This window comes from Sinorhizobium fredii USDA 257 (assembly GCF_000265205.3).
GTDB classification, from domain to species: domain Bacteria; phylum Pseudomonadota; class Alphaproteobacteria; order Rhizobiales; family Rhizobiaceae; genus Sinorhizobium; species Sinorhizobium fredii_B.
On the sequence record NC_018000.1, the window covers coordinates 2324008 to 2336870 of the forward strand.

13 protein-coding genes are annotated in these 12863 nt (G+C 62.6%); 4 read left to right on the top strand and 9 right to left on the bottom strand.

The genetic code is table 11. From position 1 onward, the window contains the following. Positions 1-308: 308 nt before the first annotated feature. Positions 309-1466 (top strand): ceramide glucosyltransferase, encoded by a 1158-nt coding sequence (locus tag USDA257_RS10730; protein WP_014762973.1) that lies wholly within the window; start codon positions 309-311, stop codon positions 1464-1466. Positions 1467-1521: 55 nt separating this feature from the next. Here the strand turns inward: USDA257_RS10730 and USDA257_RS10735 are convergent, their stop codons facing one another. From USDA257_RS10735 to USDA257_RS10755, 5 genes are all read right to left on the bottom strand, one after another. Then, positions 1522-3411, bottom strand: a complete 1890-nt coding sequence (locus USDA257_RS10735; protein ID WP_014762974.1) for a bifunctional sugar phosphate isomerase/epimerase/4-hydroxyphenylpyruvate dioxygenase family protein — start codon at positions 3409-3411, stop codon at positions 1522-1524. Between the two features lie 47 nt (positions 3412-3458). Beyond that, positions 3459-4319 carry a shikimate dehydrogenase gene (locus tag USDA257_RS10740; RefSeq protein ID WP_041414083.1) on the bottom strand — a complete coding sequence of 287 codons (861 nt, stop codon included), beginning with the start codon at positions 4317-4319 and terminating at the stop codon, positions 3459-3461. A gap of 80 nt (positions 4320-4399) precedes the next feature. Next, positions 4400-5416 (bottom strand): TRAP transporter substrate-binding protein, encoded by a 1017-nt coding sequence (locus USDA257_RS10745; protein WP_014762976.1) that lies wholly within the window; start codon positions 5414-5416, stop codon positions 4400-4402. Positions 5417-5479: 63 nt separating this feature from the next. Next, entirely contained in the window at positions 5480-6760 is a 1281-nt protein-coding gene (locus tag USDA257_RS10750) for a TRAP transporter large permease subunit (RefSeq protein WP_014762977.1), read from the bottom strand. Positions 6761-6770: 10 nt separating this feature from the next. Beyond that, positions 6771-7334 (bottom strand): TRAP transporter small permease, encoded by a 564-nt coding sequence (locus USDA257_RS10755; RefSeq protein ID WP_014762978.1) that lies wholly within the window; start codon positions 7332-7334, stop codon positions 6771-6773. A 291-nt stretch (positions 7335-7625) separates the two neighbouring features. Between USDA257_RS10755 and USDA257_RS10760 the strand changes: the two genes are divergently transcribed. Continuing rightward, positions 7626-8294 (top strand): TetR family transcriptional regulator, encoded by a 669-nt coding sequence (locus tag USDA257_RS10760; RefSeq protein WP_041414084.1) that lies wholly within the window; start codon positions 7626-7628, stop codon positions 8292-8294. Between the two features lie 118 nt (positions 8295-8412). Here USDA257_RS10760 and USDA257_RS10765 read toward each other — a convergent pair whose 3' ends face one another. Then, positions 8413-9126: a DNA helicase gene (locus USDA257_RS10765; RefSeq protein ID WP_014762980.1), complete on the bottom strand. Its 714-nt coding sequence runs from the start codon at positions 9124-9126 to the stop codon at positions 8413-8415. Positions 9127-9396: 270 nt separating this feature from the next. Between USDA257_RS10765 and USDA257_RS10770 the strand changes: the two genes are divergently transcribed. Continuing rightward, the gene (locus tag USDA257_RS10770) at positions 9397-10350 is read left to right on the top strand and encodes a C45 family autoproteolytic acyltransferase/hydolase (RefSeq protein WP_014762981.1); all 954 of its coding nucleotides are present in this window, start codon (positions 9397-9399) and stop codon (positions 10348-10350) included. Here the strand turns inward: USDA257_RS10770 and USDA257_RS10775 are convergent. Further along, positions 10341-11537 (bottom strand): MFS transporter, encoded by a 1197-nt coding sequence (locus USDA257_RS10775; protein WP_014762982.1) that lies wholly within the window; start codon positions 11535-11537, stop codon positions 10341-10343. The genes USDA257_RS10770 and USDA257_RS10775 overlap by 10 nt on opposite strands. A 48-nt stretch (positions 11538-11585) precedes the next feature. Here USDA257_RS10775 and USDA257_RS10780 point away from each other — a divergent pair, with 48 nt between their 5' ends. After that, positions 11586-12110, top strand: a complete 525-nt coding sequence (locus USDA257_RS10780) for an Lrp/AsnC family transcriptional regulator (protein WP_014762983.1) — start codon at positions 11586-11588, stop codon at positions 12108-12110. 59 nt (positions 12111-12169) lie between these two features. Here USDA257_RS10780 and USDA257_RS10785 read toward each other — a convergent pair whose 3' ends face one another. Both USDA257_RS10785 and USDA257_RS10790 read right to left on the bottom strand, forming a co-directional pair. Beyond that, complete coding sequence (locus USDA257_RS10785) at positions 12170-12583, bottom strand: type II toxin-antitoxin system VapC family toxin (protein ID WP_014762984.1); 414 nt, start codon at positions 12581-12583, stop codon at positions 12170-12172. Next, complete coding sequence (locus tag USDA257_RS10790; RefSeq protein WP_014762985.1) at positions 12580-12828, bottom strand: type II toxin-antitoxin system VapB family antitoxin; 249 nt, start codon at positions 12826-12828, stop codon at positions 12580-12582. The genes USDA257_RS10785 and USDA257_RS10790 overlap by 4 nt, the downstream gene beginning before the upstream one ends. Between the last annotated feature and the right edge of the window lie 35 nt (positions 12829-12863).

Below are 12863 nucleotides of genomic sequence, written 5' to 3' on the forward strand. Positions count from 1 at the left end.
TTTTCGAGGCGCAGAACGAAAACTCCTTCGTGGCGCGCCGGGCTTCAGAGGCTCATGGAGGCACGGGGGCTCTCGACCTTCTCGGACGTCGAGGGGAGCAGGCCGAGTTCCTTCAGGGTCACGGACCAAGGCAGTCACCTCGACGAGACGCACGCAACCGGAATAGGTGGAGTTCAGGGTGAATGCCCTTCTGGGCAACTTCCCCTCCCTGAGTCTTACACGTCCGGTGTCATAGCCATGTCATGTTCCGGTGATGTTTATCAAGGTGCCTAAGTTCGTCAGAATGGCGGCTCGTCGCTGGGTAAATGATGCTGAACTTGTTCGTCGCCGCCGGTGCATTCCTGGCCATCAATGTGTTCAGCCTAATGATTGCGGGCTGGCGTATCTGGCCCTGTCTTGGCCCTCAGCCCAGGACACCGTATCGGCCACCTGTCTCTGTCGTGATCCCGCTCTGCGGCCTCGAGGAGTTTTCCCGGGAAACGCTCGAGAGCGCGTTCGGCTTGGATTGGCCGGACTACGAAGTCATCTTCTGCGTCGCTGACGCAAAGGATGCGGTCATCCCATTGATCGAGGAAGTGCGTCAGCGCCACCCAGCCATTTCCGCCACAATTCTTGTCGGGGACGACCGGATCAGCGCCAATCCCAAGCTGAACAACTGCGTGAAGGGCTGGAATGCGGCTTCGCATGAATGGTTGGTTCTCGCCGACTCGAACGTTCTCATGCCGCGCGATTATCTCATTCGTCTGATGGCGGCGTGGCAGTCGGATACGGGGCTGGTATGCTCGACCCCGCTTGGTTCACGGCCGTACGGCTTTTGGGCGGAGGTCGAATGTGCATTCCTCAACGCCCACCAGGCGCGCTGGCAATATGCCGGCGAAGCCCTTGGGTTCGGGTTTGCTCAGGGCAAAAGCATGCTCTGGCGCAAAAGCATGCTGGACGCCCATGGCGGCATTCAGGCACTGGCGTCGCAGATCGCCGAGGATGCGGCCGCGACGAAACTTGTGAGAAGCCTCGGCTTGAAAGTGCATCTGGTTTCCGCGCCGTTCGAACAGCCGCTGGGTACCAGGACATTTCGTGATGTCTGGGGTCGGCAGTGCCGTTGGGCGCGGTTGCGCCGCGTCACCTTTCCTCAGTTCTTCTCGCCAGAAATCCTGCTTGGCGTAGTGCCGCCCCTTCTGCTGTCTGTGATCGCTGCCATTGTTGCAGGTCACAGCGTGCTGGCCATAGCCGCCCTCGTCGCAATCGCCGCCTACCTGCCGGAACTCGTCCTCGTCCATCGGAAGAACTGGTATCTTTCCCGATGGTCGCTCATCGCCATGTTCACCCGCGACCTGTTGCTCCCGATCATCTGGGTCCGCAGCTGGCTTGCAGGCAGCGCCGATTGGCGCGGCAACAGAATGTCGATCGGCTCGCAGGAATCCCGGCTTGAAACAGGCGCGCTCCTGCCGCTGGCGAGCACTTCGTAGCAAACCGGCACTGGTGGATAGAAAGCCGATTGAGAACGCCCGCCCCTTATCGCTCTCAGGCTTTCGGCATGCCCTCCGGCCTTAAGTGCTTCTTCAGCGCAGCAATGCGGAAGATGGCGTTGGCGGCACCGTAGCCGCGATAGCCGCGCCGTTCGATGATTTCGAAAAAGAAGCCTTCGCCATAGGTGGGGCTGTAGAGCTGGAAATATTCGCCGCTGTCGTCGCGGTCATAGAGGATGTTTTCGGCCTTCAGCCGCTCGACCAGTTCGGTCTCGAGGCCGAAACGGGCCTCGACGTCGTCATAGTAGTTCGGCGAGATCGGCAGCACCCGAAAACTATCCGCCCGCAGCGCTTGCGCTGTCGCGAAGATGTCGTCCGTCGCAAAGGCGAGATGCTGCACGCCGGAGCCGAATGTTTCGGCGATGAAGCGGCCGGCGAGCGTGTTGCGGTTTTCCGCGCCGTTCAGGGTCAGGCGCAGCGTGCCGGCGTCGTTTTCGACGACCTGGCTGCGGACGATGCCGGCCGGATCGATGATGTCGACCATCGGCGTCTTCCGCGCGTCGAGCAACGACGTGTAGAAGAGTAGCCAAGTCAGCAACTCTTCGTATTTCACCGTCTGGGCGATGTGATCGATGCAGGTGAGGCCCGCCGCCACCGCCGAGTCGTCGTCGTTCACCGGTTCGAATTCGAGCTCCCAGATCCTGGTAAGCTCGGTTTTATCGTCGAGAAAATAGATGAGGCCGCCGCCGACGCCGCGGATCGCCGGTACCATCAGTTCCCCCGGGCCGACGGCCTGCTCGAAAGGTTCGGCGCCAAGCGCCCGCGCTCTTTCCGTAGTCGCGGCCGCATCGTCGACCAGAAGGCCAAAGGCATAGGCGGAAGCACCGTGCACCAGATAGGAAGCGTTGGCGAAACCTTCGCGCTCGGTGTTGATCACCAGGTTGATCGAGCCCTGGCGGTAGACCAGCACCTGTTTCGTCCGGTGCCGCGCCGCCTTGCGGAAGCCAATCGTTCGGATCAGCGCTTCGAGCTCGCTCGCTTCCTCTTCCGAGGCGGTGAACTCCACGAAAGCCACGCCCTTCACATCGACGCGCGGGGGCATCGCCGGGACCGGCAGAGGGATATCCGGTTCGGCGCGCTTGACCTGGTCGCCGAGATAGATCAGCGAGCGATAGCCGTCGACGGCGATCGCATTGGCGTTGCCGCCGCGAAACTGGTCGTTGAAGATTTCGAGCGACAGATAGCCATCATAGCCAGTGGCCGCCACCGCGCTGGTGAACTCGGTCACCGGGAGGTCGCCTTCGCCCGGCATGTTGCGGAAGTGCCGGCTCCAATAGAGCAGGTCCATGTCGATCAGCGGCGCATCGGCGAGCTGGACGATGAAGATCTTCTCCTTGGGGATCGAGCGGATCGAATTCACTTCGATCTTGCGTGACAGCGTGTGGAAGCTGTCGAGGATCAGGCCGATATTCGGATGATCGGCGCGCCGGACGATCTCCCAGGCGTCGCGGTGATCCGAGATGTGGCGGCCCCAGGCGAGCGCCTCGTAGCCGACGCGCAGGCCCCTTTTTGCGGCGCGTTCGCCGAGCTCGCGAAAATCCGCGGCGGCCCGGTCGATGCCGCCGAGTGCTGCCGGCGAGACATTCGAGCAGACGAGAACGAGGTCGGTGCCGAGCTCTTGCATCAGGTCGAACTTGCGCTCGGCCCGGTCGAAGGTGCGCGTCCTCAACGGTTCCGGCATGCCTTCGAAGTCGCGGAACGGCTGGAAGAGAGTGATTTCCAGGCCGAAGTCACGCACCATCCGGCCGACCTCGCGCGGGCTCTCGTCGAAAGCGAGGAAGTCGTTCTCGAAAATCTCGACGCCGTCGAAACCGGCCTTGGCGATGGCGCGGAGCTTGTCGCTGAGATCGCCGCTCAAGGAAACTGTCGCTATCGAGGTCTTCATCTTCCTATCCTCGCTGGTGAGCCTGAGCAGATCCGGCATGAGATTCGTCAGCCGGTCATCGCCTTGAAATGGTCGAGCATGCGAGCCGCATCGGGTTCGAGCCCGGAAAACAGGCGAAAGGCGCCGACCGCCTGGAACACCGCCATGCCACCGCCGTCGAGCGTGCGGCAGCCGAGTCGTCTCGCTTCCTTGAGCAGCGCCGTTTCCAGCGGGAAATAGACGATCTCGGCGATCCAGTGGCGCGAGGAAAGCAGCTCGGCGTCGAGCGGCAGCCCCGGATATTTCGCCATGCCGGTCGGCGTGGCATGGATGAGCCCTGTCGCCTCTCGCATCGCCGCAGCCAGATCTCTGCCCGACGCGATTTCGGCTTCGGGGAAGAGCGGCGACAGCATTTCGGCGAGTGCTTCGGCCCGTTCCGGCTCGCGGTCGAACACGACAAGCTGGCGCAGGCCGAGCGAAAGTGCGGCATAGGCGGTCGCCACGCCGGCGCCGCCGGCGCCGAGTTGCACGGCAGAAGAGAGGTCGGCGTCCGGCAAGCCCCGCCGGAATCCTTCGGCGAAGCCCCACCAATCGGTATTGTGGCCATAGCGCCGCCCGCCCTTCAGCACCACGGTGTTGACGGCGCCGAGCCGGCGTGCGTCGGGGGCAAGCTCGTCCAGATGGGCGATGACCGCCTGCTTGCAGGGATGGGTGATGTTTAGGCCGGCAAGCCCGCGGCCCTGCGCATCGGCGATGAGACGCGGCAGGTCGTCTTCGGTTGCGCTCAGCGCCTGCAGGTCGATCAGCTCGTAGTCGTAGCTAAGCCCCTGGGCCGCGCCCTCGGCCATGTGCATCGCCGGGGTCAGCGAGGCCTGGATGCCGGCGCCGATCAGACCGGCCTTCAAGGGTCTTGCAAGCGTTTCGGTCATGTTTTCCGGTTCCACTTTATCCATCCCGTCGCTGGTCCAGTCCGCCCCGTGAAGAGGCGGACCGGAAGCTTGGCTGGCCGTTACTGGCCGCGTGCCGCACCGATCTCCTTGAAGAGCGCCTGCACCGTTTCGGTGCCGATTTCGGCGCTGAACTTCTCGATCACCGGCTTGACGGCATCGCGCAGCTTCTGCATTTCTTCCGGGCTCAGCTCGCTGATTTCCATGCCGGTTTTCTTGATTTCCTCGATGGCCTTCGCATCCTGCTCGCGCGAAACCTTGCGTTGGAAGTCGCGCGCCTCGGTGGCGGCCGACTGCAGGACCGCCTTTTCCTCGTCGTTCAGCCCATCCCAGAACTTCTTGCTGACCAGCACGATCTGCGGATTGTACTGGTGGCGGGTCAGCGTCATGTATTTCTGCACTTCGTAGAACTTCGCGTTGAGGATGTTCGCGGCCGGGTTCTCCTGCCCATCGACCGTTCCCGTCTCGAGCGCGGTGTAGAGTTCGGTGTAGGGCAGCGGCACGGCATTGGCGCCGAGCGTGTTGAAGAGCTCGAGCGGGATCGGCGACTGGATCGTGCGGATCTTCAGGCCCTTGATGTCATCGAGCTTGGTGACCGGATGGCGATTGTTGGTGAGGTTGCGGAAGCCGAGCTCCCAATAGCCGAGCCCGACAAGGCCGGTATCGGGCAGAAGCTTGAGGAGGCTCTCGCCGAAGGGGCCGTCCATCACCTTGTCGGCTTCCTCGCCGCTGTTGAAGAGGAAGGGAAGGTCGACCACGCCGAACTGCTTGACGTTGTTGGCGAGGATGCCGGCGTTCAGCACGGTCATCTCGACGACGCCGCCCTGCAGCGCCGAAACGGTCTGGACGTCGCCGCCGAGCGTGCCGCCCGGGAAGAGCTTGACTTCGATCTTGCCGCCGCTCTTTTCATTGACCAGCTCGGCGAATTTTTCCATGCCGGTCACCTGCGGGTGACCCTTGTTGTTGGCCGAAGCGAATTTCAGCTGGTGCTCGCGGATCTCCGCAGCCGCTGGCCCTGCCGTCAGCAGAGCGAGGGGCAGGGCAATGCCCAGTGCCAGTTTGGTGAATCTATTCAACATGTTTTCCTCCCGGGTTGGGCCGGTACTCCCACCGGCCGTGTTGAAAGCGTGAAAGTCAGCGCGTCAGTGCCCGAACCAGGAGACCGGAACGGTCACCAGCTCAGGGAACAGGACGAGCAACAAAAGAACGATCAGTTCGGCGATCAGGAAGGGCATCACGCCCTTCATCAGTTCTTCCATCGATAGTTTCGAAACGCCGCAGATAACGTTCAGGACCGTGCCGACCGGCGGCGTGATGAGACCGATCGAATTGTTGATGATGAACAGCACGCCGAAATAGACCGGGTCGATGCCAGCCTGCTTGATGATCGGCATCAATACCGGCGTCATCACCAGGATGGTCGGCGTCATGTCCATGGCGGTGCCGACGACGACGATCAGCGCCATGATGGCGATGAGCAGAGCCGTCTGGTTGTCCATCAGCGGCTCGACGAGGGCGGCGAGCGCCCCCGGCACGTCGGCGACGGTGATCAGCCAGGCCGAGACCGCGGCGCAGGCGACCAGGAACATGACGACGGCGGTGATCTTGGCGGCGGCGACAAAGACGTGGAAGAGCTTTGCCGGCGGCAACTCGCGATAGACCACCATCGCGACGAATAGCGAATAGACCGCCGCCACGACGCCCGCTTCGGTCGGCGTGAAGACGCCGAACTTCAGGCCGACGATGATGATCACCGGTAGGAGAAGCGCCCAGATGCTGTCGGTGAAGGTCTTAAGGCGCACCGCGCCGCTCTCTCTCGGCGGCAGTTCGAACTGCTCCTTGCGGGCGACGATGAACCAGGTGATGCACAGCGCTGCGGCGATCATCAGCCCGGGAAAGATGCCGGCGAGGAACAGCTTGGTGATCGAGACGCCGCCGACGACGCCGTAGAGAATGAAGCCGATCGACGGCGGAATGATCGGGCCGATGATCGAGGCAGACGCCAGCAGGCCGCCGGCGCGGGCCGCGTCGTGGCCGCTCTTCAGCATCATCGGCAGAAGCAGCGCGCCGAGTGCCGCCGCATCGGCGACGGCCGAGCCGGAGAGGCTGGAGAGAATGCAGGCGGCGAAGATCGCCACGAAGCCGAGGCCGCCGCGGATGTGGCCGACCATCGCCATCGCCAGCGCGACGATGCGGCGGGAAAGACCACCGGTGTTCATCACTTCGCCGGCGAGCAGGAAGAAGGGCACGGCCATCAGCGGAAAGCTGTCGGCGCCGTTCAAGACATTCTGCGCCACGATCTGCGCGTCGAAGAGATCAAGATAGAACATCAGCGCGACGCCGCTGAGGACCAGGGCGAAAGCGATCGGCACGCCGAGCGCCATGGGACCGAGAAGCGCGCCAAGAAAGATCGAAACTGTCATCGTCGCCTCCTCAGTGCTTCGCAGACAGCGGGCCGAGCGCGGGCTCGGGAAGATCGTCGAGGGCGACCTCGTCCTCGCTGTCGCGCACCAGTTCGGCGGTCGCCACATCGATGCGGCCGGTGGCGATGGCGAAGGCATCGGAAAGCAGTATCAGGAAGGCCGGAATGCCGAAGGCGAGGCCGGCGCCATAGAAGAAGCCCATGGAAAGGCCGGTCGCCGGCGCGCCGACATGAAGGTTGATCAGCGTCTGCGCCCAACTGCCGCTGATCATCAGCCAGGTGGCATAGAGCATCAGCGCATGGCCTAGGAGCACGGCGACCTTTGCGCCGAGCGGCGGCAGCCGCTTGATCAGCGTATCAACACCGAGATGGCCGTGTTCGCGCATGGCGACGACGGCGCCGAGAAAGGTCAGCCAGACGAAGAAGATGCGCGACAGCTCCTCGGAAACCGTGATTCCCTGGTTGAAGGCGTAGCGCAGGACGACATTGCCGAAGACGAGCACGACCATGCCGGCCAGCAGCAGGGCGATCGTCACCTTCAGCGCGAAGAAATAGAAATCGATGATGCGGGTCATGCGCTCCTCCCACGCGACAAGCAGGCCCGGGCGGACGCACTTGCGCGAGCTTGTCTCCCCATGCCGGCCTATCCGGCGGCCGGGACAGAGCGCTCCTCCGCGTGCCCGGCAATATTCCTCTAAAATGTACTAACTAGTTCGGATGTCAAGCTGCCTTCTATTGAAAGCAAAAGGGAAGGTGAATATGTCTTGATGCATCGCCCGGGAGAGAGGCCTCCGGATCGACCCGCAAAAGCGGGCATTTGGGTCGAGGAAACAAGGGCTTGTGAAAGAGCGGGGCAGCGCGCGCAGATGGCCGAACGGCAGATGAACGGCAGGAAGAACGATCCGCAGAGAACCCAGGAAGACATTCTCGATGTGGCGACGGAGGAGTTCTCCACCCATGGCCTGGCGGGCGCCCGGGTGGACGCGATCGCCGAAAAGACGCGCACGTCGAAGCGGATGATCTACTATTACTTCGGCAGCAAGGAGGCCCTCTATCTCGCCGTGCTGGAGCGCTCCTACCGCAAGATCCGGACCCTCGAGGCCGATCTTGCCCTTGCCAATCTCCCGCCCGAACACGCGCTCCGGACGCTGATCGCCACGACCTTCGACCATGACGAGGCCAATCCCGACTTCGTCCGCCTGGTCAGCATCGAGAACATCCACCACGCCGCCCACATGCTGCGCTCGGAGGCGATCCGCGAATTGAACGTTTCGGTGATCCAGACGATCGACGCGATCGTCCAGCGCGGCCTTGCCGACGGCACCTTCTGCCGCAAGGCCGATCCGATCGACATTCACATGATGATCAGTGCCTTCTGCTTCTTCCGCGTCTCGAACCGCTACACCTTCGGCACCATCTTCCGCCGCGACCTTTCGGAGCCGGCGACGTTGGAGCGCCATCGGACGATGATTGCCGATGCGGTGGTGAGCTATTTGAAGGGCGGGGAGACGGTAGGCGAGGCGGGGCGTCCATAGGACAGGTACGGTTGCTCGACAGGTTGGCGTCGATGCGCGGAGCAGGACTGACAAAACACAAGGTGTTCTAAGCCGTCGCGGGCAACCGCTGCAGCGTTCGCCCGCGACGGGACGTGGGTTAGGCTGCTGCCTCGAATCGCAGTTCGCCTTTGTTCAGGAAGCAGGTCTTGTTAAACACCTGCAGATCCAAGGGGTTCGGTAGCCGGACATCGCGAACATCCGGGCACGGCTTCGTCAAAGGGTCGTATGATCGATCGATCTGCGAAATAAAGACAAAGATCAGCCCGCGATCCGACGCAAACGCTTTCAGCGCTCGAACCTGCTGCGCCAATTCGGGGTTTTCACGTCTCTGATCAAGCAGCTGCAGATAGTCTACGACGACCAAAGTGCCGCGGGGCGCTGACGCCAGTTTCTCCATGATGTAATCGGCCCCTATGGCGTCCGAGCAGTCGAATTCAAACAGCCCTTCGCATTGGGCGTACTCCACCCCAATGGCGCGGAAACGCTCGAGAACGTCCTCTCTTGTGTACTCGAGCGTGAAGAATGCGGCCCGATTGCCGGCTTTCATTGCTTCCACGGCAAGTTCAAGGCTCATCAGGGTCTTGCCTTGACCGGGGCGCGCGGCCAAGAGCATCAGATCACCCGGCTTCAATCGAGCAAGCAGCTTGCCGGCCGGACTGGACGCTGACAGTTTGGACGCAAGAAGGCTCCAATCGTTGTAGCCCTCCTGGAGAGCTACGCGGTCAAGCGCTGCATGGAGCGGGATGTTCTCATCGCGCGACAGGCGTTTGGCTTTGCGCTTCAAATGGTAAATCGGCGCAGACAGCTTCATCTGTAACCTCCTGGTGCGAGCTATTTTCGCAATCCCTCCTTATGTCTGATGCTCGACAGTCGGCTCGATGGCTTCGTTTGCCCTGTATGAGGTCTACTTTCCCGAGCGGAGGGGGGAGGCGTGGGCCGCGCGCGAATCGAATAATAGCGCAGCCCATAGCAGACGGGAATCGCTCCTGCGCGATACAAGCGCAAAGTTTGCGGCAGATGCCAAGCGGACGGCAAGGTTACATTGCTACCGGGGCGGCTTCTTCCTTATAGTGCAGGTACTATGTACAAGACGTTCGTCGCGGCGTGGGAGGACCGGCCTGGGGAAGCTTGGCTATCGCGTTTTGTCGCTGGCCGGGCCGAGGCCGAGAGCTGGTATTTTGGCCAAGCTGTGGCATCGACCCCAAGTGCAAAGGAGTGTCGTGCCGCTCTCCAGCAGCACATGCCGGAACTGCTTCCTCATTATGAGCACGCTTGTGCCCTCGTCGGAGCGGATGAGGTCGCTCATCGGGTGCTGAGCCATTATCGCCCTGCGCCGGAACGCTTTGGCTGTAGTCAGGCAGTCTGGCTCGGAGAGGAAGGCCCCGCACTGGTCCGCAATTTCGACTATCCGCCTAATGTCGTCTCTGATCGCTTCGAGATGACTGAATGGTCAGGCTTGAAGGTGATTTCGAAGGCGCAGCGACCTTGGGGCGGTTGCCTCGACGGGATGAACGAGGAAGGTCTGGTCGCCAGTGTGACCTTAGGAGGAAGCCGTGCTCAGGGCGTCGGTTTCTCCATCATTCTCATGCTCCGTTACGTGCTCGAGACTTGTCATCAAGTGAAGCAGGCGGTGGAAGCCTTGTGCCGTATACCCGTGGCGCTTCCGCAGAACGTGACCGTGCTTGATCGCTCCGGCCGCTACGCTACCTTGTTCCTCGGCCCCCGGCAGCAACCGATCGTTTCGCGCCTGAAGGCATGTACGAACCATCAGCCGGCCGTAAGACCGTCATCGTCCTCGATGACGCGGCAGCTCGCGGTTCTCGAAGCGATCGAGGATCCTTCAACGTCCCTTTCCAGTCTGACTGACCGATTTCTTCTGGCGCCGCTTTATTCCGGGTGTGGCTCTTACCGAACGCTCTACACGGCCGTCTACCGGCCTGCTGAAGGCCGAGTGGACTATATCTGGCCGGGGAAAAGCTGGTGTCAATCCTTCGAGGACTTCCGAGTAGGCGAGTACACACACTGCTATGGCTGATGTGCCGGGGACATGTAGTCGCGCGCGAGGGCCGCGGCGAGGGCGGCTGCCAGCATCAACCCTGCCGCCGCCAAGGGCAGGATGGAAAAAACAGTCTCGGCATAAGCCGCGCCGAAGCCGAGCGTGCCGGCGAAGAGGGCGAGATAGGTGACGCCGCTGTTGAGCCCCATGATCGCGCCGCGTCTGGCGGGATCGAGCGCGGTCAGCCGCATGATGAGCACGTTCAGCCCAAAATGGTTGGCAAGCCCCCAGAGAAAGACGACTGCCAGCATGGCAGGATAGGAGCCGCTCGCCGCCGCCATCGAAACATAGACGGCCGCGACGGCCAGGAAGATGAGCGGCAGCAGCCTGCCGGCGTCGAACCGGTCGATCAGGCGGTCGAGGAAGGCCGCACCGCCGAAGCCCAATCCGTAGGAGACCGCAACGAGGCCGTTGGCGCTGACGGGCAGGCCGAGTGCGGCATGGAGATGGTCGCCGATATAGGCGTAGACGCCGTAGAAGGCCGCCATGAAGGCCGCGCAGGCAGCCAGGAGCGGCACGACGCCGCGGACGCCGAGCGCCGCAAGCGGCGAGGTCGCCTTGCCGCTTGAGTGCTCCCGCACCGCGGCGAGCCGGACGGCGGCGCAGGCGATCAGGGTCGCGGCGGCGACTACGACATAGACTGTCCGCCAGCCGGCGAAATCGGCGATCGCCGCCGACAGTGGGACACCGGCGACCATGCTCAGCGTCCAGCCGGTCAGCACCAGGCCGATCGTCTCGCTCTCGCGCCCCGCCGGCGCGATGACCGACGCCAGCGTATAGATGGCGGGAAGCGCGATGCCTGCGGCGATGCCGACGAAGAGCTGGGCGGCGACCAGCAGCCACAGCGCCGGTGCGGCCGCGCTGATGCCGAGCCCGGCGGCAAGCAGCAGCAGCGCCGCCGTGAGCATGCGACGCGGACCGTGGCGGTCGATGAGGCGTCCAAGGAAGACGGCACTCGCTGCGGTGCCGAGACCGAAGGCGGCGGAAGCCGTCATCACCGCAGGAACGTCCGTGCTAAGACTCCGAGCCACTTCCGGCGCGATCGGCCCGAGCGCCAGCGAATTGGAGCCGATCACGCCGATCGAGGCGGTCAGCACGAAGGCGAAGGGCGGGATGCGCGCCCTGTCGGCGGATAAGGTTGAAATCGATTGATTGATGTTCGTCATTACCGCATGTTTGCAGAACTGAATTCGGCAGCAATGGGAAATTTCGGAATGGATCAAAATACAGATGACGTTCGGCGGAAACGCCCGTCCGAGCGTGACCTCGACCCGATGGACCGAAAACTATTAGGCGTCCTGGTCGAGGACGCGACCACGAGCTACGCCGAACTCGGCGAACGCGTCGGCCTTTCGCCGCCGGCCGCGCACGAGCGCGTGAAGCGCCTCAGGCGCTCGGGGGCGATCCGTCGGGTGGCGGCGCTGATCGATCCCGAGGCGATCGGGAAAACGCTGCTTGCCTTTGTTCATGTCGATACGACTGGCTGGGGCAAGACGCAGGCGCTGCTTGCGATCGAGGAGTATCCTGAAGTGGAGGAGATTCACTCGGTCGCAGGCGACACCTGCATGCTGCTCAAGGTCCGCACCGAGAGCACCCATGCGCTCGAAGGCTTGTTGGCGCGCCTCTATGACACGCCTGGGGTCAAGGCGACGCGGAGCTATGTCGTGCTTTCAACCTATTTGGAACGGCCGGTGCAGCCAGGGACGACGAGCGAATGGCCGGCGGTGGTGAAGGGCTAAGGGTCCACGCGGCGAAGTGGGGTATTCCCATCGAGCGCCAGACCTTCGCTCACTAAGTCCTAGAATGCCCACGGCGAAATGAGATCGAGCCCGGTCGCTTGGAAGTCCGCAATGTTGCGCGTCGCCAGGCGCCCGCCGTTCACCCGTGCGATCGCGGCGATCATGCCATCTGGAGCGGACATGCTGCGGCCCTGGCGCGACGCTGCCTCCATGATTTCGCCGTATGCCATGGCTGCCTCCTCCGTCAGGCCGAAAATTCGATCGGCAAAACGTCTCCGCCAGGCGGCGAGTGCTTGTTCCAGTCGGAGCGCCCGCTGGTCGGGCATGATCTTTTGGATGCCGTAAGCGATCTCGGCGATCGTAACAGTAGGGAGGGCGAGTTCGGCATCGTGGCGCACCAGCCACGAGATCACGGCCTCGGACGGCGACTTGCGCAGCGTCTCAGAGATCACATTGGTATCCAGAAAGATCAAAGCTCGGGACCCTTGTGGATTTGCTGCCCTTCTTTGATGACGGCGTCAAGGTCAATGTCGGTGCCATAGCTTTCCGACAGGCGCGTGTAAAATGTTGAAGCCGGCTCTCGACCCGCCTCGCGCACCTCATAGGCTTCAAGCGCGCGTTCGACGATATCGGCGATTGAGCGGTTCTCACGACGAGCCAGCCGGTGCGCAAGATCACGCGCCCTGGCACTGCGGACTGAAAGCTGAGGTTCGGCCATTTTGAATCCCTTGTCTGACAAATATAGGTAAGAGA

Excerpts from the sequence above, each read along its gene's own strand:
- USDA257_RS10745 (WP_014762976.1), bottom strand. The coding sequence starts at position 5,416 with ATGTTGAATAGATTCACCAAACTGGCACTGGGCATTGCCCTGCCCCTC.
- USDA257_RS10750 (WP_014762977.1), bottom strand. The coding sequence starts at position 6,760 with ATGACAGTTTCGATCTTTCTTGGCGCGCTTCTCGGTCCCATGGCGCTC.
- USDA257_RS10755 (WP_014762978.1), bottom strand. The coding sequence starts at position 7,334 with ATGACCCGCATCATCGATTTCTATTTCTTCGCGCTGAAGGTGACGATC.
- USDA257_RS10780 (WP_014762983.1), top strand. The coding sequence starts at position 11,586 with ATGGATCAAAATACAGATGACGTTCGGCGGAAACGCCCGTCCGAGCGT.
- USDA257_RS10735 (WP_014762974.1), bottom strand. The coding sequence starts at position 3,411 with ATGAAGACCTCGATAGCGACAGTTTCCTTGAGCGGCGATCTCAGCGAC.
- USDA257_RS10790 (WP_014762985.1), bottom strand. The coding sequence starts at position 12,828 with ATGGCCGAACCTCAGCTTTCAGTCCGCAGTGCCAGGGCGCGTGATCTT.
- USDA257_RS10765 (WP_014762980.1), bottom strand. The coding sequence starts at position 9,126 with ATGAAGCTGTCTGCGCCGATTTACCATTTGAAGCGCAAAGCCAAACGC.
- USDA257_RS10730 (WP_014762973.1), top strand. The coding sequence starts at position 309 with ATGCTGAACTTGTTCGTCGCCGCCGGTGCATTCCTGGCCATCAATGTG.
- USDA257_RS10760 (WP_041414084.1), top strand. The coding sequence starts at position 7,626 with ATGGCCGAACGGCAGATGAACGGCAGGAAGAACGATCCGCAGAGAACC.
- USDA257_RS10770 (WP_014762981.1), top strand. The coding sequence starts at position 9,397 with ATGTACAAGACGTTCGTCGCGGCGTGGGAGGACCGGCCTGGGGAAGCT.
- USDA257_RS10775 (WP_014762982.1), bottom strand. The coding sequence starts at position 11,537 with ATGACGAACATCAATCAATCGATTTCAACCTTATCCGCCGACAGGGCG.
- USDA257_RS10740 (WP_041414083.1), bottom strand. The coding sequence starts at position 4,319 with ATGACCGAAACGCTTGCAAGACCCTTGAAGGCCGGTCTGATCGGCGCC.